The sequence below is a fragment of the Streptomyces sp. NPDC101234 genome, assembly GCF_044767525.1.
Classification (GTDB): Bacteria; Actinomycetota; Actinomycetes; order Streptomycetales; family Streptomycetaceae; genus Streptomyces; species Streptomyces sasae.
In genome coordinates this window covers 261,405-281,880 of record NZ_JBIWOA010000014.1, presented here as the reverse complement: position 1 = coordinate 281,880, position 20,476 = coordinate 261,405, and the positions used below count along the sequence as shown (strand labels likewise).

Genomic DNA, 20,476 nt, shown 5'->3' with positions numbered 1-20,476 from the left:
AGGAGTCCTTGAAGGCGTCCGCGTGGCAGGGTTCCTCGGGGTCGTCGCCGCGAACGACGGCGGTTTCTCGGAGGTCCTGGTCGTCAAGTCGGCCGAGGCGGCGAGCAATCCGGCGCTGAAGACCATCTCGTACGGACTCTCCTCCCCCGGTCTGACGATGAAGCTGGACCCGAGCAGCGGCTCGATCCACGCCTACGACGCCGACGACAACGACGTGGCGGACACGCCGACTCTGCTGATGTGGGACTCGGCAGGCAAGGAAGCCAGCACCGACAACCTCACCCACGCCGACGGCGGCCCGGACGACCCCGATCCGACGCCGGGCACCACGGCCACGGCGAGCGACGAACCCACTGCCGACGCGGACGACGCCGCCCGCGCTCACGGCGCCGAGGACCAGAACGCGGACACCGACTCCGGCAAGGCCGCCGCCGAACCCACCGGCACCGCCACCACCGAGACCGACGGCGACGCCACCGCGACCCCCACCCAGGCCACGGCCTCCGCCGACCCCGCCGCCACCCAGCCCGCCGGTGACGAGAACGCCGTCGTCACGCCCCAAACGACCGCCATCGACCAGGAGTTCCCTGGCCTGACCGGCCCGCAGCCCGGCACCCACACGTCCCGTATCGACCCCACCCTGGCCGACGACGGCACCATCACCCTCTCGCCGGACCAGGCCCTGCTCACCGGCACCGGCAAGACGGCCACCAGGTATCCGGTCTTCATCGACCCCAGCACCAACACCGACGCGGGCAACTGGACCACCGCCTACAAACGCGGCAGCTGGGCCGACGCCACCTTCTTCAACGGACGCGGCTTCAACAAGGGCACCAACGAAGCCCGCGTCGGCTACGAGTCCGACACCTTCGGCACCGGCCGATCCTTCTTCACCCTGGACTGGCCGGAGAAGCTGCGCACCACGTCCATCAAGTCGGCCACGCTCAACATGAAGGAGAACTACGCCTGGTCCTGCTCCAAGCGCGAGGTACAGGTGTGGCGCACCGGTGACATCGACAAGAAGACCAGCTGGAACAACCAGCCCAGCTGGAACTCCCGCCTCGAGACCAAGTCGTACGCCAAGGGCTACAAGAAGAGCTGTGCCGCCGGGAACACCACGTTCGACGTCCAGGACGCCGCTCAGTACGCGGCCGACAAGAGCCTGAACCACTGGACGCTGGGCATCCGCGCCTCCGACGAGGACGACCAGTACGCGTGGAAGAAGTTCCAGGCCACGAACGACAACGCCGGCCCGAACATCGACGTCACCTTCAACACCAAGCCGAACAAGCCCACGAAGCTCAAGATGAGCCCGGGCAAGTGCACCACCGAGAAGCCGTACGTCACGATCGGCGACAACGACCAGATCACGTTCTCCGCGTCCGTCTCGGATCCGGACGGCAGGAAGGACCTGGACGTCTTCCACCTGTACCTGAAGAACGACACGACGGGCACGTACTACAACAGGGAAGCGGACGCCGACGACAAGACCACGGCCACCTACAGGTTCGACAACACGGACTCCAAGGGCAACAGCATCCTCAAGGACGGCCTGTACCACTGGAACGTCTACGTCAAGGACGACTACCCGGCCCAGTCGCCCACCAGCTACACCTGCTACTTCTACCTGGACACCAAGGCCCCGAAGACCCCGGCCACCGCCTCCGACGACTTCGGTGAGGCGGACCCGTCGAACGACTCCGGCGAGGACGAGTGGAGCAAGGCCGTCTTCAGCCAGTCCGGCTGCGTCACCTTCACCAACCCCGCCGCGGACAAGGTGACCAAGTACGCCTACAGCTGGAACAACACGTCGTACAACAAGACGGCCGCACTCTCGGACCTCAACAGCTGCACCACCACGGCAGGCAAGGTCATCAAGGGCACCTCGACCACGGCGGTCATCTCCACCACTCCGCCGCTGGCGGGCCCTGCCCTCCTCTACGTCAAGGCCGTCGACGCCGCGGGCAACGAGTCGGTGACACCGGACGTGTACAAGGTGTTCGTCAGCCCCAAGGACCGCGACGAGACCGCCGCCGACCTCACCGGTGACGACAAGCCCGATCTGCTGGCCATCACCACGTCCACCGACGACGACGGCGTCACCCACTACGACCTGCGCAACTATCCGTCCGGCGACAAGGGCGACCTGTTCGTCGGCATGAACCCGTCCTACGGCGAGGTCACCAAGAACACCGCCTACACCGACGGCTGCACCTCCTCCGGCCTCAGCTGGAAGGACGCGCTCATCACCCACACCGGCGACTACTACCCGGGCGACGGCCTGCGGGACCTCATCGCCCGCATGGGCGACGGCAAGCTCTACGTCTATCCCGGTGACGGCTTCGGCGGCTTCAACACCTGCGCCCGACTGCCGCTCCTGCTGCCCGCCAAGGGCACGGACACCACGGGAGCCAGTGTGACCGTGCCCGACCCGTCCGCCTTCGACCAGATCCTGGCCGTCGGGGACGTCACGGGCGACGGCCGGCCGGACCTGTTCATGACCTCCGGCACCCAGTACTGGGCGTTCACCGGCTACACCGGCGGCTCCTTCGCCGACGCCACGCTGCTGAACACCGGTAGCGCCTGGACCACCCGCGACATCGTCACGGTCGCCGACATCAGCGGCGACGGGATCGCCGACATGCTCTACCGCACGACGGACTCCGGCCGGCTGATCCTGCGCAAGGGCAAGGCCAACTCGGCGGGCACCGGCGTGGACATCATGTCGCTCGCCAACTCCGCGGCGGGCGCGGGAGGCGCCGACACCGAGTACGCGGCCAGTGGCTGGGCCGGCACCGACGTACCCCGCTTCTTCGCCGTCCCGGACGTCAACTCCGACTCGGTCCCCGACCTGTACGCCCACATGAGCGACGGCAGCGTACGTCTCTACTACGGCGGCAAGACGGCGATCGGAAGCTACACCACGGTGATCGGCACCTGGACGGGGAAGCTGGCCTTCGGCTGATGGACAGGAAGGGCATGGACGACCGGAACGCTGACTGGGAACGGCTGCTGGAAAGGGTGATGGCCGAAGGGAACCAGGACGTCGTGGATGTCCTGCGAGAAGCGCGCCGCCGCGACCCGCGCCTCGGCACCTTCCAGATGCGCGCCGCGCTCTGCGCGAAGAAGGTGTTCGCACTGACGATGCGGCAGACGCATGCCGTGGCAGGCTGGTTCGCCGGCGAGGTCACCGATGAGGAGCTGAGGGCTTCGGTCTCGCCGGACCGCTGAACCATGGCGGTGCTTGCCTACAGCCGCCGGCTCTCCAACGGCCCCAGATATGTCGGTGTCAGGCCGCCCGTGTCGATCAGCAGGCGTTGCAGCACCACCGTGGGGTCCACCGCCCAGAAGGTCAGGCGGTGGACTCCCGCGCGTGTGATCGCATGCCTCGTCGCGGAACGGTTCACGTTGTCCGACGTGTTCCTCGCCCACACCACGTTCAGCAAGCCGTCGTCAGCGCCTGTCGTGATGTCCACGGACTGCGGCTCGTCGCCGTCGAAGGACACGGCGTAGCGCAGTCCGCTCGTCCCCAGCGCCGGATTGCGCGGGGACAGGTACGCCCACACGGTCACCTCCCCGGCCGACAGCAGGCTCACCTCGTACTCCAGGCGAGGCCGGGCATCCGGTGCCCAACCCCCCGTCACCGGCCACGCCGTCATCCCCGCCCCGGTCCGGCCGATCCCCGTCAGCCGGCGCCACTCCCCCACCGCACGGTCGTGGTGCTCCGCGTCGATCGCCACATAGCCGCCCGCCTCGACGAAGCCCCGCAGCCCCCGCGCCGACGGCTGCTCCGCCACGCACCCCACCGTCACCGGCTCCCCCGCCCCGCTCACCGTCAGCGTCCCCTCCGAGCGGCCGCCCGGAGCCCGGGACCAGTCCACCCGCACCTCCAGCCTGACCTGCTGCGTCACCCGCCCCCGCGGCCGGTCCACCGTCAGCCACGGCACCGAGGAATCCACCCGGTAGTCGAAGGGGGTACGGCCCCGGTTGAACACCTCGATGTACTGCTGCGGCCGGGTCTGGTACGGGCTGAACGGCGGCAACGTGCCCGAATCGTCCTCACCGTCCACCGACACCCCCAGCCCCGCCGCCTCCGGCACCTCGATCCTCCGTACCGCCGGGAACAGCACGTCCGGCAGCGCCACGTTGTCCTTCTCCGGCTGCTGCCAGGGCGCGTTGGGGCCGTAGCGGTCCACGTCGCCGTAGTCGATGTGGGGCTGGCTCTGGAAGCCCCGCCATTTGCCGCCCGCCACCTGAGAGTTGAAGCGGTCGGCCAGGGCGAGGTCCCGCTCCAGGCCCTGTTCCGCCTCCGTCGCACGGTCGTTGGTCGCGGCCCTGCCCTGCCGGGCATAGCGTAGATTCGTGAACTCGGCCTCCCGCAGCGCGTACAGGTTCGCGGTCGCCGCCACCTCGTACCCGACCAGTTCGAACCACGCGTCCTGGGCCGCCTCGGGCAGCCGGCGTCCGATCCGCGCCGCCCGTCTTCCCAGCTCCCGCCACTCCTCCGTGACCCGCTCCAGCTCACGGTGGCCGAAGTGGAAAGGGGTCTGCTCGTCGTCGTACACCACCGCGCCGGTGCCGGAGAGCGTGATCCGGCGGTTCAGCAGCTCGGGTTTGCGGCGCGCCTGCAACTGGCCGTAGGAAGCCAGGAGTTCAGCGACCTCCGCGGCTATCGCCGCGCCGAAGTTCTGGCTCGCGTACCTCTGTTCCCACTCGCCCAGCCGGTCGAAGTCCCAACGCTCGGGGTTCCAGGCGTAGGTGAGGAAGAACTCCGTCGGCAGTTCGTTGCCCTTCAGATCGCCCACGTTCGCCACCCACAGGCCGTGGTTGCCGTAGGCGTGCGCCTGGTGGAGCTGGTCCCAGACGTTGCGGAGGTTCGCGGTGTCGACCCACTTGTAGTTGCGGCCGGCGCCCACGTAGTCGAAGTGGTAGTACAGGCCGTATCCGCCGCCGCGCGGCTCCTCGGGAGACGGGTGCTTGCGGATGTTGCCCCAGTTGTCGTCCGTCAGGACGACGGTGACATCGTCGGGTGCCCTCAGGCCACGGTCCCAGTACCGCTGGACCTCCTTGTAGAGCGTCCACACCTGCGGGGTCTCGGCGGCCGGTCTCCCCGTCACCTCCTCGATGATCTGCCGCTGCGCCGCGATGATCTCCTGCATCAGCTCGATGCCGTCGCCGTCGGGGAGGCCGGTGTCACCGTTGCCGCGCATGCCGAGGGTGACCACGCCCTCGAAGCCCTGGTCCACCATGCGCTGGATGCCGGCCCGCCAATACGCCCTGAGCGCCTCGGAGTTACGGAGGTACGACCACTCGCCCGTGCCCCCGTAGGGGTCGGTCCCGGCGCCCGCGTGCCGGTTCCACTCCTCGATGCCCCGCATCATCGGCGCCTCGTGAGACGTGCCCATGACAACACCGTATGCGGCGGCCCGCCGGTGGTTCTCCGGGTCGTCCTCCGCGAACGCCCTTCCCCACACCGCCGGCCAGAGGTAGTTGCCCTTCAGGCGCAGCAGCACCTCGAAGACACGGGCGTAGAAGTCCGCGTTGAAGCCGCCGGGATAGCCGGGGGCCTTGCCGGGGCCGAAGTGCGCGGGGGCCCAGGTCCCCAGCGCCGGGTTCTCGTCGTTGACGAAGAAACCGCGGTACCGCACCGCCGGCGTGCCCTGCGTGTACCGGCCGGGCAGCACCCATACGCCGTCGCGATGGACCGGCGGCACGTCGTCCCACCAGTACCAGGGCGAGACCCCGATGCCGTACGAGACGTCGTACGCCCCGAAGATCGTGCCGCGCGGGTCGCTGCCCGCGATGACGAACGCCTTCTCCACTCCGGGCATCGGATGCTCGACCACCGTCTGGAGCGAGGTCTCCCAGCGGCCGCGGACCCCGGAGACGTCCAGCCTGCCGGCCGCCACCAGGCCGTCGATCAGCGGGCTGCGGCCGATCGTGCCGACCAGCACCACCCGGCGGGCGACCGTGTCGCCCGGCCGTACCCCCGTCACCCGCTCGATGTCGTCGCGCAGGTCGCCCGCCACCCGTACCACTCCGGGGTGGTCGTCGGCGCTCACCACGACGGGCACGCCGACCAGGGGGAAGGCCCCGTCGGCGGCGGTGAAGGAGATGTACGCACCGGGATCCGTCACCCGCGGACCGCCATCCTCGCCATCACCATCACCGTCGCCCGCGGCCCGTGCGACCCCGACTCCCGGCGACAGCACCGGCACCTGCACCGCGGCGACTCCCGCGCCCAGCACGGTCCTACGACGCACCGACATGCCTCACCCCTCCACCCGAATTTGGTCAGCGGCATGACAAATGGTGGGGCGGGCGGCTCCCGGGGAACCAGGGGTCGTACACGTCGAATAGTTTCGGGCAGCGAAGACAGCGAAGAGGCCCGTACGACCGGAGTCGTACGGGCCTCTTCGGGCCTGCCTGGTCAGCCCTTGCGGGCCGGGATCACTTCGTGATCTTGATGACCTGGCCGGCGCCGACCGTGCGGCCACCCTCACGGATGGCGAACTTCAGGCCCTCTTCCATGGCGATGGGCTGGATGAGCTGCACCGACATCTCGGTGTTGTCACCCGGCATGACCATCTCGGTGCCCTCGGGGAGGGTCACGACGCCGGTCACGTCCGTCGTACGGAAGTAGAACTGCGGACGGTAGTTGTTGAAGAACGGCGTGTGGCGGCCACCCTCGTCCTTGGACAGGATGTAGGCCTGCGCCTCGAACTCGGTGTGCGGGGTGACCGAGCCCGGCTTGATGATGACCTGGCCGCGCTCGACGTCCTCGCGCTTGATGCCGCGGAGCAGCAGACCGACGTTCTCACCGGCCTGGCCCTCGTCGAGCAGCTTGCGGAACATCTCGATACCGGTGACCGTGGTGGTGGTCTTCTCGGTCTTGATGCCGATGATGTCGACGGTCTCGTTGACCTTGAGGACACCACGCTCGATACGACCGGTGACGACGGTGCCACGACCGGTGATCGTGAAGACGTCCTCGATCGGCATCAGGAACGGCTTGTCGACGTCACGCTCGGGCTGCGGGATGGCCTCGTCGACAGCGGTCATGAGGTCCAGGACGGACTGGGTCCACTCGGGGTCGCCCTCGAGCGCCTTCAGCGCGGAGACCTTGACGACCGGCAGGTCGTCGCCCGGGAACTCGTACTCGGAGAGGAGCTCACGGACCTCGAGCTCGACGAGCTCCATGATCTCCTCGTCGTCCACCATGTCGGCCTTGTTCAGGGCGACGACGATGTACGGAACGCCGACCTGGCGGGCCAGGAGCACGTGCTCCTTGGTCTGCGGCATCGGGCCGTCGGTGGCGGCCACGACCAGGATCGCGCCGTCCATCTGCGCGGCACCCGTGATCATGTTCTTGATGTAGTCCGCGTGACCCGGGCAGTCGACGTGCGCGTAGTGACGGGTCTCCGTCTGGTACTCGACGTGCGCGATGGAGATGGTGATACCGCGCTGACGCTCCTCGGGCGCCTTGTCGATGTTGTCGAACGCGGTCGCCTCGTTCAGGTCCGGGTACGCGTCGTGCAGCACCTTGGTAATGGCGGCCGTGAGGGTCGTCTTACCGTGGTCGATGTGACCGATGGTGCCGATGTTGACGTGCGGCTTAGTCCGCTCGAACTTCGCCTTCGCCACTGGGGTCCTCCTGTGGAGTGGTTCTGTACGCCTTGGTTCAATCGGCGCCAGGTGATCTTTGCTGGTGTGTCCCGGGCCCCGGGTCGTTCCACCACGAATGCGGAGGAACGACCCGTGAGGCTCCGGGGTCAAGCCTAAAGCGTGTGCGCGCGGTGCGTGGAACGCGGTGCGCTACTCGCCCTTGGCCTTCGCGATGATCTCCTCGGCGACGTTCCGCGGAACCTCGGCGTAGGAGTCGAACTGCATGGAGTAGCTGGCCCGGCCGGACGTCTTGCTGCGCAGGTCGCCGACGTAACCGAACATCTCCGAGAGGGGCACGAGGCCCTTCACGACGCGGGCACCGGCCCGCTCCTCCATGGCCTGGATCTGGCCACGGCGGGAGTTGATGTCGCCGATGACCTCACCCATGTAGTCCTCGGGCGTGGTGACCTCGACGGCCATCATCGGCTCAAGGAGAACGGGCTTGGCCTTCCGCGCGGCCTCCTTGAAGGCCTGCGAGCCGGCGATCTTGAAGGCGAGCTCGGAGGAGTCGACCTCGTGGTAGCCACCGTCGAGGAGCGTGACGCGGACGCCGGTCATCTCGTAGCCGGCGAGGATGCCGAACTGCATGGCCTCCTGCGCACCGGCGTCGACCGAAGGGATGTACTCCTTCGGGATACGACCACCGGTCACCTTGTTCACGAACTCGTACGACGCGTCGCCGCTCTCGATCGGCTCGATCGCGATCTGCACCTTGGCGAACTGACCGGTACCACCGGTCTGCTTCTTGTGGGTGTAGTCGACGCGGTCGACGGCCTGACGGATCGTCTCGCGGTACGCGACCTGCGGCTTGCCGACGTTGGCCTCGACCTTGAACTCACGGCGCATACGGTCGACCAGCACCTCGAGGTGCAGCTCGCCCATACCACCGATGATGGTCTGGCCGGTCTCCTCGTCCGAGTGGACCTGGAACGACGGGTCCTCCTCGGCCAGGCGCTGGATCGCGATGCCCAGCTTCTCCTGGTCGCCCTTCGACTTGGGCTCGATGGCGACCTGGATGACCGGGGCCGGGAAGTCCATGGACTCCAGGATCACCGGGGCCTTGTCGTCGCACAGCGTCTCACCGGTCGTGGTCTGCTTCAGACCCATGACGGCGATGATGTCGCCGGCGCCCACCGACTCGATCTCCTCACGCTTGTTCGCGTGCATGCGGTAGATCTTGCCGATGCGCTCCTTCTTGCCCTTGACGGAGTTCAGCACAGCGCTGCCGGACTCCAGGCGGCCCGAGTAGACCCGGACGAAGGTGAGCTTGCCGAGGTGCGGGTCGCTCATGATCTTGAACGCCAGCGCGGACAGCGGCTCGTCGTCGGACGGCTTGCGCTTGACCACGACCTCCGGGTCCTTCACGTCGTGGCCCTCGATGGCCTCGACGTCCAGGGGGGAGGGCAGGTAGCGCACGACCGCGTCGAGCAGGGGCTGGACGCCCTTGTTCTTGAACGCGGTACCGCAGAACACCGGGGTGACGGTGACGCCGTCGGACTTGCCGGACGCGATGGTGATGCGACGGATCGCGGCGTACAGCTGCTCCACGGAAGGCTCCTGGCCCTCCAGGTACAGCTCCATGATCTCGTCGTCGTTCTCGGCGACGGTCTCGACGAGCTTGCCGCGGTACTCCTCGGCAGCCTCGGTGTGGGTGGCCGGGATGTCGACGACGTCGTACATCTCGCCCTTCTCCGCCTCGGCGGACCACACGAAGGCCTTCATCGTGACCAGGTCGACGACGCCCTTGAAGTCGGCCTCGGCACCGATCGGGAGCTGCATGACGATCGGCGTGGCGCCCAGGCGGCCGCTGATCATGTCGACGCAGCGGTGGAACTCGGCACCGGTCCGGTCGAGCTTGTTGACGAAGCAGATACGCGGGACGCCGTAGCGGTCCGCCTGACGCCACACCGTCTCGGACTGCGGCTCGACACCGGCGACGCCGTCGAACACCGTCACGGCACCGTCGAGCACGCGCAGGGAGCGCTCCACCTCTACGGTGAAGTCGACGTGCCCCGGGGTGTCGATGATGTTGATGGTGTGGTCGACGTCTTCCAGCGGCCAGTGACAGGTGGTGGCAGCAGAGGTGATCGTGATGCCACGCTCCTGCTCCTGCTCCATCCAGTCCATGGTGGCGGCGCCGTCGTGGACCTCACCGATCTTGTACGAAACGCCGGTGTAGAACAGGATCCGCTCGGTGGTGGTCGTCTTGCCCGCGTCGATGTGGGCCATGATCCCGATGTTGCGGACCTTGGCCAGGTCAAGTGAAGTGGTAGCCATAAGGCTTCGGTCTTCTCTCGGTCTCGATGGGGGTAGCGACTACCAGCGGTAGTGCGCGAAGGCCTTGTTGGACTCGGCCATCTTGTGCGTGTCCTCGCGCTTCTTGACGGCCGCACCGAGGCCGTTCGAAGCGTCGAGAAGCTCGTTGAGCAGACGCTCGGTCATGGTCTTCTCGCGACGGGCGCGGGAGTAGCCGACGAGCCAGCGCAGCGCGAGGGTGTTGGCACGACCGGGCTTGACCTCGATCGGAACCTGGTACGTCGCACCACCGACACGGCGGGACTTGACCTCGAGGGTCGGCTTGATGTTCTCCAGCGCGCGCTTCAGCGTGATGACCGGGTCGTTGCTGGTCTTCTCGCGCAGGCCCTCCATGGCGCCGTACACGATGCGCTCGGCGGTGGAGCGCTTGCCGTTCAGCAGCACCTTGTTGATCAGGGAGGTGACAAGAGGAGAACCGTAGACCGGGTCGATGATGACCGGGCGCTTCGGGGCGGGGCCCTTACGAGGCATTCTTACTTCTCCTTCTTGGCGCCGTAGCGGCTGCGGGCCTGCTTGCGGTTCTTGACACCCTGGGTGTCGAGCGAGCCGCGGATGATCTTGTAGCGAACACCGGGCAGGTCCTTCACACGGCCGCCGCGCACGAGCACGATGGAGTGCTCCTGCAGGTTGTGTCCCTCACCCGGAATGTAGGCGGTGACCTCGATCCCGCTGGTCAGACGCACACGCGCGACCTTACGCAGGGCCGAGTTCGGCTTCTTCGGGGTGGTCGTGAACACACGCGTGCAGACGCCCCGGCGCTGAGGGGAGCCCTCGAGTGCGGGGGTCTTGTTCTTCTCGACCTTGTCCTGCCGGCCCTTGCGGACCAGCTGCTGGATCGTAGGCACTACTTCTCCGGTTTCTGTGTGCCGATGGTGAAGCTAACCTGGAACGTCGCCGACCCACGCGGTCGGGTGTGTCGGATTCCGCGGACTCCTGCCGGAAGGCAGAAGGGGGCGCGGATCACGGTGGCCACTTCGTCACTCAGGTGCGGTTTCAAGGCACGCACGAGGGTCAGGGCACACCCCAGGCACAAGGTCTGAGCGTACCCAGCGCAATCACTCCGGTCAAAACAAAAGAAGGGTGACCGGTTGCGGGGGACGTGAGCTGGGGTTTTACGGACGGCTTCGCATATACCACGAAGGCGAACGACACGCGACAGGAGCGAGTACGGAGTGCCGAGACCGCCCTACGGTCGCACACGGCACTTCCCACGGCGTTCCTCAGGGGGCATCACACGCATGAGCGCAGCTCGGAGCGACACCGCACCGACCACCGGAACACCGCCCCGCCGCCTCCGCCTCCCCCCGGCCGTCCGCCCCTGGCTCCCGCCTCTCGCCCTCTACGGCGCCGCCAAGCTCACCGGCCTCCTCGTCTTCGCCTGGCTGCTGACGTACGCCGGCGACTACCGGCGCAAAGACCCCCGCTTCGGCGGTGGCGCCCACTGGTGGGACGTCCTGTCCACCTGGGACGGCTGGTGGTACCTCCAGGTCGCGCAGAAGGGCTACCACCCCGGGCCGCTCCGGCCCCTCGCCCCCGGGAGCCAGTTCAGCGCCGAGCAGAACTCGGTGGCGTTCTTCCCGTTGTATCCGGGCCTGATCCGGGTGGTCTCCGAGCTCACCGGCATCGGCCTCCACGGCTCCGCGATCCTCGTCTCGGTCGTCTGCTCCTTCATCGCGGCCGCCGGCATCTGCGCGGTGATCTCGCTGCTCGCGGGGACCCGGGCCGGCACCATCGCCGCCGGCCTCTGGGCCGTGGCCCCGGCCGCCGGCGTCGAGTGGGCCGTCTACACCGAGTCCCTGTTCGTGGCGATCGCGGCCTGGACCTGCCACGCGGTGATGAAGCGCCGCTGGGTGACGGCAGGCCTGCTCGCGTTCCTGTCCGGCCTCAGCCGCCCCACCTCGGCCGTACTGATCGGCGCGGTGGGCCTGGCGGCGCTGGTGACCCTGCTACGACGCGACGGCCGCCGCGAACAGGGCGTCGCCGCCCCGCTGTACGCGGCGGTCGCGGCACCCCTCGGCCTGCTCACCTACATCGGCTGGTCGATGGGCGGCCCCGGCGCCTACTTCGCGCTGCAGCGGGACGCCTGGGCCCACTACTTCGACTTCGGCGCGTACACCCTGGACGTGCTGCGGAACGTGGCGGTGGGGCACGGCGACTACCTCTTCGCCTACTCGGTGCCGGACCTGATCGCCGTGCAGCTGGTGGTGGCACTGCCTTTCCTCGTCACGCTGCTGCTGCGCAAACGGCCGCCGCTGGTGCTGGCGGCCTACACCCTCGCCTCGATCGCGACGGTCCTGGGCACCCAGCAGATGTTCGGCAACGCCCCGCGCTATCTGCTCCCCGTCTTCCCCCTGCTGCTGGCCCCGGCGGCCGCGATGAGCCGCCTGAAGTGGCCGAGCCTGCTGGTGTTCTTCTCGACGGCGGCGGTGGCTTCCGGGTGGTACGCGCACTATGTGATCTTCGAGTTGGGGATTCCGTGACCGGATCGCGGCCCGGGACGGGGCCGCCAAGGTCCCACACGGCACCCCTGAGCGCCTTACAGGGTTGCAGGGCCCACCTCGTCGAGCGCGCCCTCCCCGCGGTCGTACAAGCCGCTGAAACGCCGAAGGGCGGTCCCCCGTACGAAACGGGGGACCGCCCTTCAGAACCAACTACTACTGGTTGTACGGACCGTAGTCGTAGTCCTCCAGCGGAACGGCCTGGCCGGAGCCCGTGCCGAACGGCGAGTAGTCGATGTCGTCGTAGCCGACGGCCGAGTACATCGCGGCCTTCGCCTCCTCGGTCGGCTCGACCCGGATGTTGCGGTAGCGGGACAGACCCGTACCGGCCGGGATGAGCTTACCGATGATGACGTTCTCCTTGAGGCCGATGAGCGAGTCGGACTTGGCGTTGATCGCCGCGTCGGTGAGGACTCGCGTCGTCTCCTGGAAGGACGCCGCCGACAGCCAGGACTCCGTGGCCAGCGAGGCCTTGGTGATACCCATGAGCTGCGGACGACCGGAGGCCGGGTGACCGCCCTCCTGGACCACACGACGGTTCTCGGTCTCGAACTTCGAGCGCTCGACCAGCTCGCCGGGCAGCAGCTCGGCGTCGCCGGACTCGATGATCGTCACACGGCGCAGCATCTGCCGGATGATGATCTCGATGTGCTTGTCGTGGATCGACACACCCTGCGAGTTGTAGACCTTCTGGACCTCGCCGACCAGGTGGACCTGGACGGCACGCTGGCCCAGGATGCGCAGCACGTCGTGCGGGTTGGTGGCACCCACGGTGAGCTTCTGGCCCACCGAGACGTGCTCGCCCTCGCTGACCAGGAGCCGGGCACGCTTCGAGATCGGGAACGCCGTCTCGTCGCTGCCGTCGTCCGGCGTGATGACGATCTTCTTGGTCTTCTCGGTCTCCTCGATGCGGACACGGCCGTCCGCCTCGGAGATCGGGGCGACACCCTTCGGGGTACGGGCCTCGAAGAGCTCGACGACACGCGGCAGACCCTGGGTGATGTCGTCACCGGCCACACCACCGGTGTGGAAGGTACGCATCGTCAGCTGGGTACCGGGCTCACCGATGGACTGGGCGGCGATGATGCCGACCGCCTCACCGATGTCGACCAGCTTGCCGGTGGCCAGCGAGCGGCCGTAGCACATGGCGCAGGTACCGACGGCGGACTCACAGGTCAGGACCGAGCGGGTCTTGACCTCGGAGACGCCACGCGCGACCAGTTCGTCGATGAGGACGTCACCGAGGTCGGTGTTGGCCGGGGCCAGCACCACGCCGTCGACGACGATGTCCTCGGCCAGCGCACGGGCGTACACGCTGGTCTCGACGTTCTCCGCCTTGCGCAGCACGCCGTCCGCGCCGACCTCCGCGATGTGCAGCTTGAGGCCGCGCTCGGTGCCGCAGTCCTCCTCGCGGATGATGACGTCCTGCGAGACGTCCACCAGACGACGGGTCAGGTAACCCGAGTCGGCGGTACGCAGGGCGGTGTCGGCCAGACCCTTACGGGCACCGTGCGTGGAGATGAAGTACTCCAGCACGGACAGGCCCTCACGGAAGGACGCCTTGATCGGACGCGGGATGGTCTCGTTCTTCGCGTTCGACACCAGACCACGCATACCGGCGATCTGCCGCATCTGCATCATGTTTCCTCGGGCACCCGAGTCAACCATCATGAAGATGGGGTTCGTCTTGGGGAAGTTCGCGTTCATCGCCTCGGCGACCTCGTTGGTCGCCTTGGTCCAGATCGCGATGAGCTCCTGCGTGCGCTCTTCCTTGGTGATCAGACCGCGCTCGTACTGCTTCTGGACCTTCTCGTCCTGGGCCTCGTAGCCCGCGACGATGGCCTTCTTCGCCTCGGGGACGACGACGTCGGAGATGGCCACGGTGACACCGGAGCGGGTGCCCCAGTAGAAGCCGGCCGCCTTCAGGTTGTCGAGCGTCGCCGCCACGATGACCTTGGGGTAGCGCTCCGCCAGGTCGTTGACGATCTCGCCGAGCTGCTTCTTGCCCACCGAGTAGTCGACGAACGGGTAGTCCTCGGGCAGCAGCTCGTTGAAGAGCGCGCGGCCCAGGGTGGTGCGCAGCCGGAAGGTGTCACCGGTCTGGTACTCCGGCTCGCCCTCCTCGACGGCCGGCGGGGTCCAGCCGCGCGGCGGGATGGTGCCCACCGGGAAGCGGATGTCGACCGCGGACTGCAGCGCGAGCTCGCCGGCGTCGAACGCCATGGTCGCCTCGGCCGTGGAGCCGAACGCACGGCCCTCGCCCTTGGTGTCACGGAGTTCGCCGTCGGTGGTGAGGAAGAACAGACCGAGGACCATGTCCTGGGTCGGCATCGTCACCGGACGGCCGTCGGCGGGCTTGAGGATGTTGTTCGAGGACAGCATCAGGATGCGGGCCTCGGCCTGCGCCTCCGCGGACAGCGGCAGGTGCACGGCCATCTGGTCACCGTCGAAGTCCGCGTTGAACGCGGTGCAGACGAGCGGGTGGATCTGGATGGCCTTGCCCTCGACCAGCTGCGGCTCGAAGGCCTGGATGCCGAGGCGGTGCAGGGTGGGCGCACGGTTCAGCAGCACCGGGTGCTCGGCGATGACCTCTTCGAGGACGTCGTACACGACGGTGCGGCCGCGCTCCACCATGCGCTTGGCGCTCTTGATGTTCTGCGCGTGGTTGAGGTCCACGAGCCGCTTCATCACGAACGGCTTGAAGAGCTCCAGCGCCATCGCCTTGGGCAGACCGCACTGGTGCAGCTTGAGCTGTGGACCGACGACGATCACGGAACGCGCGGAGTAGTCCACACGCTTGCCGAGCAGGTTCTGACGGAATCGACCCTGCTTGCCCTTCAGCATGTCGCTGAGGGACTTCAGCGGACGGTTGCCGGGACCGGTGACCGGGCGACCACGACGACCGTTGTCGAACAGGGCGTCGACGGCCTCCTGGAGCATGCGCTTCTCGTTGTTCACGATGATCTCGGGCGCACCGAGGTCGAGAAGGCGCTTCAGGCGGTTGTTGCGGTTGATCACACGGCGGTACAGGTCGTTCAGGTCGGAGGTCGCGAAGCGGCCACCGTCCAGCTGCACCATCGGGCGGAGGTCCGGCGGGATGACCGGCACGCAGTCCAGCACCATGCCCTTGGGGCTGTTGCTGGTCTGCAGGAACGCGGAGACGACCTTCAGGCGCTTGAGCGCACGGGTCTTCTTCTGGCCCTTGCCGGTGCGGATGATCTCGCGGAGCTTCTCGGCCTCCTCGTCGAGGTCGAAGGACTCCAGGCGCTTCTGCAGCGCCGCGGCACCCATCGAACCGTCGAAGTACGTGCCGAAGCGGTCACGCAGCTCGCGGTAGAGGAGCTCGTCGCCCTCCAGGTCCTGGACCTTGAGGTTCTTGAAGCGGGTCCACACCTCGTCGAGGCGGTCGATCTCGCGCTGCGAACGGTCGCGCAGCTGCTTCATCTCACGCTCGGCGCCTTCGCGCACCTTGCGGCGCACGTCGGCCTTGGCACCCTCGGCCTCCAGCTCGGCCAGGTCGCCTTCCAGCTTCTTGGCGCGGGCCTCCAGGTCGGCGTCCCGGCGGTTCTCGACCTGCTGGCGCTCCACGGAGACATGCGCCTCCAGGGAGGGCAGGTCGCGGGTACGGCGCTCCTCGTCGACGAACGTGATCATGTACGCCGCGAAGTAGATGACCTTCTCGAGGTCCTTGGGAGCCAGGTCGAGCAGGTAGCCCAGCCGGCTCGGGACACCCTTGAAGTACCAGATGTGCGTGACGGGCGCGGCCAGCTCGATGTGGCCCATCCGCTCACGGCGCACCTTGGCGCGGGTCACCTCGACGCCGCAGCGCTCACAGATGATGCCCTTGAAGCGGACGCGCTTGTACTTGCCGCAGTAGCACTCCCAGTCCCGGGTGGGGCCGAAGATCTTCTCGCAGAAGAGCCCGTCCTTTTCCGGCTTGAGGGTGCGGTAGTTGATCGTCTCGGGCTTCTTGACCTCGCCGTGGCTCCACTGACGGATGTCGTCCGCGGTGGCCAGGCCGATCCGGAGCTCGTCGAAGAAGTTGACGTCGAGCACTATGCGTCAATCCCTCTCAGGGTTGTAAGTCTGTGGTCTGAAACGGGGGCCTGGGGGTCGGCGGGGCCCTGATCGCTCAGGGCCCGCCGGACTCCCGTCAGACCTCTTCGACGCTGCTCGGCTCGCGCCGGGACAGGTCGATGCCGAGCTCCTCCGCAGCGCGGAAGACGTCCTCGTCGGTGTCACGCATCTCGATGGACATACCGTCGCTGGACAGCACCTCCACGTTCAGGCAGAGCGACTGCATCTCCTTGATGAGGACCTTGAAGGACTCGGGGATGCCGGGCTCGGGGATGTTCTCGCCCTTGACGATGGCCTCGTAGACCTTCACGCGGCCGGTGACGTCGTCGGACTTGATCGTCAGCAGCTCCTGGAGGGCGTACGCGGCGCCGTAAGCCTCCAGCGCCCACACCTCCATCTCACCGAATCGCTGGCCACCGAACTGGGCCTTACCACCCAGCGGCTGCTGGGTGATCATCGAGTACGGGCCGGTCGAACGGGCGTGCAGCTTGTCGTCGACCAGGTGGTGGAGCTTGAGGATGTACATGTAGCCGACCGAGATCGGGTCCGGGAACGGCTCACCGCTACGGCCGTCGAACAGCCGCGCCTTGCCGGTCGGGAGCACCATGCGCTCGCCGTCGCGGTTCGGGATGGTGTGCTGGAGCAGACCCGCGAGCTCGTCCTCGCGCGCACCGTCGAAGACGGGGGTCGCGACGTTCGTGCCCGGGTCGACCTGGTCGGCGCCGATCGCCTGGAGGCGCTGCGCCCACTCCTCGCCGAGGCCGGAGACGTCCCAGCCGCGGCTGGCGAGCCAGCCGAGGTGGATCTCCAGGACCTGTCCCGGGTTCATTCGGGACGGCACACCGAGCGGGTTGAGGATGATGTCGACCGGAGTTCCGTCCTCGAGGAACGGCATGTCCTCGATGGGCAGGATCTTCGAGATGACACCCTTGTTGCCGTGACGGCCGGCGAGCTTGTCACCGTCGGTGATCTTGCGCTTCTGTGCGACGTAGACGCGCACCAGCTGGTTCACGCCCGGGGGAAGCTCGTCGCCCTCCTCGCGGTCGAAGACGCGCACACCGATGATCTTGCCGATCTCGCCGTGCGGCACCTTCAGCGAGGTGTCACGGACCTCACGGGCCTTCTCGCCGAAGATCGCGCGCAGCAGGCGCTCCTCGGGGGTCAGCTCGGTCTCGCCCTTGGGCGTGACCTTGCCGACGAGGATGTCACCGGCGACGACCTCGGCACCGATCCGGATGATGCCGCGCTCGTCGAGGTCGGCGAGGACCTCCTCGGAGACGTTCGGGATGTCCCGGGTGATCTCCTCGGGGCCGAGCTTGGTGTCACGGGCGTCGACCTCGTGCTCCTCGATGTGGATCGAGGAGAGGACGTCGTCCTGCACGAGGCGCTGCGACAGGATGATCGCGTCCTCGTAGTTGTGACCCTCCCACGGCATGAACGCCACGAGCAGGTTCTTGCCGAGGGCCATCTCGCCGTTCTGGGTGGCCGGACCGTCGGCCAGCACCTGGCCGGTGATGATGCGGTCGCCCTCGTCGACGATGACTTTCTGGTTGACCGAGGTGCCCTGGTTGGACCGGGAGAACTTGGCCAGGCGGTACGTGATGTACGTGCCGTCGTCGTTGGCGGTGGTGATGTAGTCCGCGGAGACCTCCTGGACCACACCGTCCTTCTCGGCCTTGACCACGTCGCCGGCGTCGACGGCGGAGCGGTACTCCATGCCGGTGCCGACGAGCGGGGCCTCGGACTTGATCAGCGGCACGGCCTGACGCATCATGTTCGCGCCCATGAGGGCACGGTTGGCGTCGTCGTGCTCGAGGAACGGGATCATGGCCGTCGCGACCGACACCATCTGGCGCGGCGAGACGTCCATGTAGTCCACGTCGTCACCGGCGACGTAGTCGACCTCGCCGCCACGGCGGCGGACCAGCACGCGGGCCTCGGAGAAGCGCATGTCGTCGTTGAGGCCGGCGTTGGCCTGCGCGATGACGAAGCGGTCCTCCTCGTCCGCGGTCAGGTAGTCCACCTCGTCGGTGACCTGGCCGTCGACGACCTTGCGGTACGGGGTCTCGACGAAACCGAACGCGTTGACGCGACCGTAGGAGGCGAGCGAGCCGATCAGACCGATGTTCGGGCCTTCGGGGGTCTCGATCGGGCACATACGGCCGTAGTGCGACGGGTGCACGTCACGGACCTCGAAGCCGGCCCGCTCACGGGAGAGACCACCCGGGCCAAGAGCCGACAGACGGCGCTTGTGGGTGAGACCCGACAGCGGGTTGTTCTGGTCCATGAACTGGGACAGCTGGCTGGTGCCGAAGAACTCCTTGATGGAGGCGACGACCGGCCGGATGTTGATCAGGGTCTGCGGCGTGATCGCCTCGACGTCCTGGGTCGTCATGCGCTCCCGGACGACGCGCTCCATACGGGCCAGACCGGTACGGACCTGGTTCTGGATGAGCTCGCCGACGCTGCGCAGACGACGGTTGCCGAAGTGGTCGATGTCGTCGGTCTCGACGACGATGTTCGTACCGCTGTCACCGACCGTCTCGGTCTCGCCGGCGTGCAGCTTCACCAGGTACTTGATCGTCGAGATGACGTCCTCGACGGTCAGGACGCCCGCGTCCAGCGGAGCCTCCGCACCCAGCTTCTTGTTGACCTTGTAGCGGCCGACCTTGGCGAGGTCGTAACGCTTCGGGTTGAAGTACAGGTTCTCGAGCAGCGTCTGCGCGGCCTCACGCGTGGGGGGCTCGCCCGGACGCAGCTTGCGGTAGATGTCGAGCAGCGCGTCGTCCTGGCCCTGGGTGTGGTCCTTCTCCAGGGTGGCGCGCATGGACTCGTACTCGCCGAACTCCTCGAGGATCTGCTCGGTGGTCCAGCCGAGCGCCTTCAGGAGGACGGTCACGGACTGCTTGCGCTTGCGGTCGATACGGACGCCGACCATGTCGCGCTTGTCGATCTCCATCTCCAGCCAGGCACCCCGGGACGGGATGATCTTGGCGGAGAAGATGTCCTTGTCGGACGTCTTGTCGATGGAGGAGTCGAAGTAGACACCGGGCGAGCGGACCAGCTGCGACACCACGACACGCTCGGTGCCGTTGATGACGAAGGTGCCCTTGTGCGTCATGAGCGGGAAGTCGCCCATGAAGACCGTCTGGGACTTGATCTCGCCGGTCTCGTTGTTGGTGAACTCGGCCGTGACGAAGAGCGGGGCGGCGTACGTGAAGTCGCGCTCCTTGCACTCGTCGATGCTGTTCTTCGGCGGCTCGAAGCGGTGGTCGCGGAACGTCAGCGACATCGACCCGGAGAAGTCCTCGATCGGGGAGATCTCCTCGAAGATCTCCTCCAGACCGGACTTGGTGGGGACGTCCTGACCTGACTCCAGAGCCTCCTCGACCCGACTCTGCCAGGCGGTGTTGCCGAGCAGCCAGTCGAAGCTCTCGGTCTGCAGCGCGAGCAGGTTGGGAACCTCGAGAGGCTCCTTGATCTTTGCAAAAGAGATGCGCAGCGGGGCGGTGCTGGCGCCGTTGTTCATATTCGCGTTCGAGGCAGTGCGCGAGGCGGCCAAGAGGGGGTCCTTCCGAGGGCTCGGACTCACTACGCGCTCCCCGGTCCCTTCCCGGGACACAGAGACAGAAACCCCAGTTCAGAGGAGGTTCGGTCGTCGGCGTTCGGGTGAGGGCAGACCCCTGGTGACGGGCAGGGGAAGGCTAACAGGCAGCGCAAAGGGTCAGTGTAGCCACTTGGCACACTGATGTCCAGTCTCCATTTTCTGAGACCCTCTTCATCGTCAACGCCTGCGTCATGCCTGCCCTCAACGCACGTTGATACTGCCCTCTTCGTCGCCGATCCATGCCTCGGATTCGGACCGTTCTGGCGACGCGTCCTGAGAATTGCGCGCTGCGTGCGGTTCGTCAAGGCCCCCC

The 20,476-nt window shown here is 67.3% G+C and carries 10 protein-coding genes; 3 read left to right on the top strand and 7 right to left on the bottom strand.

Translation table 11 applies throughout. The features are described from left to right. Window positions 1–22: 22 nt before the first annotated feature. Entirely contained in the window at window positions 23–2,965 is a 2,943-nt protein-coding gene (locus ACIRR9_RS26455) for an FG-GAP-like repeat-containing protein (RefSeq protein ID WP_403756319.1), read from the top strand. 14 nt (window positions 2,966–2,979) lie between these two features. After that, window positions 2,980–3,231 carry a hypothetical protein gene (locus ACIRR9_RS26450; protein WP_403756317.1) on the top strand — a complete coding sequence of 84 codons (252 nt, stop codon included), beginning with the start codon at window positions 2,980–2,982 and terminating at the stop codon, window positions 3,229–3,231. Window positions 3,232–3,248: 17 nt separating this feature from the next. Here ACIRR9_RS26450 and ACIRR9_RS26445 read toward each other — a convergent pair whose 3' ends face one another. The 5 genes from ACIRR9_RS26445 to rpsL form a co-directional block, all read right to left on the bottom strand. Next, the gene (locus ACIRR9_RS26445) at window positions 3,249–6,269 is read right to left on the bottom strand and encodes a glycosyl hydrolase 115 family protein (RefSeq protein ID WP_403756314.1); all 3,021 of its coding nucleotides are present in this window, start codon (window positions 6,267–6,269) and stop codon (window positions 3,249–3,251) included. A gap of 181 nt (window positions 6,270–6,450) precedes the next feature. Continuing rightward, the gene (tuf, locus tag ACIRR9_RS26440; protein ID WP_123974815.1) at window positions 6,451–7,644 is read right to left on the bottom strand and encodes an elongation factor Tu; all 1,194 of its coding nucleotides are present in this window, start codon (window positions 7,642–7,644) and stop codon (window positions 6,451–6,453) included. Between the two features lie 171 nt (window positions 7,645–7,815). Continuing rightward, window positions 7,816–9,942, bottom strand: coding sequence for an elongation factor G (gene fusA / locus ACIRR9_RS26435; RefSeq protein ID WP_365341526.1), 2,127 nt, complete (start codon window positions 9,940–9,942; stop codon window positions 7,816–7,818). A gap of 39 nt (window positions 9,943–9,981) precedes the next feature. Then, window positions 9,982–10,452 (bottom strand): 30S ribosomal protein S7, encoded by a 471-nt coding sequence (gene rpsG, locus ACIRR9_RS26430; RefSeq protein WP_005481264.1) that lies wholly within the window; start codon window positions 10,450–10,452, stop codon window positions 9,982–9,984. Window positions 10,453–10,454: 2 nt separating this feature from the next. Continuing rightward, window positions 10,455–10,826 carry a 30S ribosomal protein S12 gene (gene rpsL, locus ACIRR9_RS26425; RefSeq protein WP_003948652.1) on the bottom strand — a complete coding sequence of 124 codons (372 nt, stop codon included), beginning with the start codon at window positions 10,824–10,826 and terminating at the stop codon, window positions 10,455–10,457. 393 nt (window positions 10,827–11,219) lie between these two features. Here rpsL and ACIRR9_RS26420 point away from each other — a divergent pair, with 393 nt between their 5' ends. Further along, a complete protein-coding gene (locus ACIRR9_RS26420) occupies window positions 11,220–12,461 on the top strand; it encodes a hypothetical protein (RefSeq protein WP_403756311.1) in 1,242 nt (413 codons plus the stop codon). A 174-nt stretch (window positions 12,462–12,635) separates the two neighbouring features. Here ACIRR9_RS26420 and ACIRR9_RS26415 read toward each other — a convergent pair whose 3' ends face one another. Both ACIRR9_RS26415 and rpoB read right to left on the bottom strand, forming a co-directional pair. Then, window positions 12,636–16,535, bottom strand: a complete 3,900-nt coding sequence (locus ACIRR9_RS26415) for a DNA-directed RNA polymerase subunit beta' (protein WP_365341530.1) — start codon at window positions 16,533–16,535, stop codon at window positions 12,636–12,638. A gap of 97 nt (window positions 16,536–16,632) precedes the next feature. Continuing rightward, window positions 16,633–20,118, bottom strand: coding sequence for a DNA-directed RNA polymerase subunit beta (rpoB, locus tag ACIRR9_RS26410; protein WP_365341532.1), 3,486 nt, complete (start codon window positions 20,116–20,118; stop codon window positions 16,633–16,635). Between the last annotated feature and the right edge of the window lie 358 nt (window positions 20,119–20,476).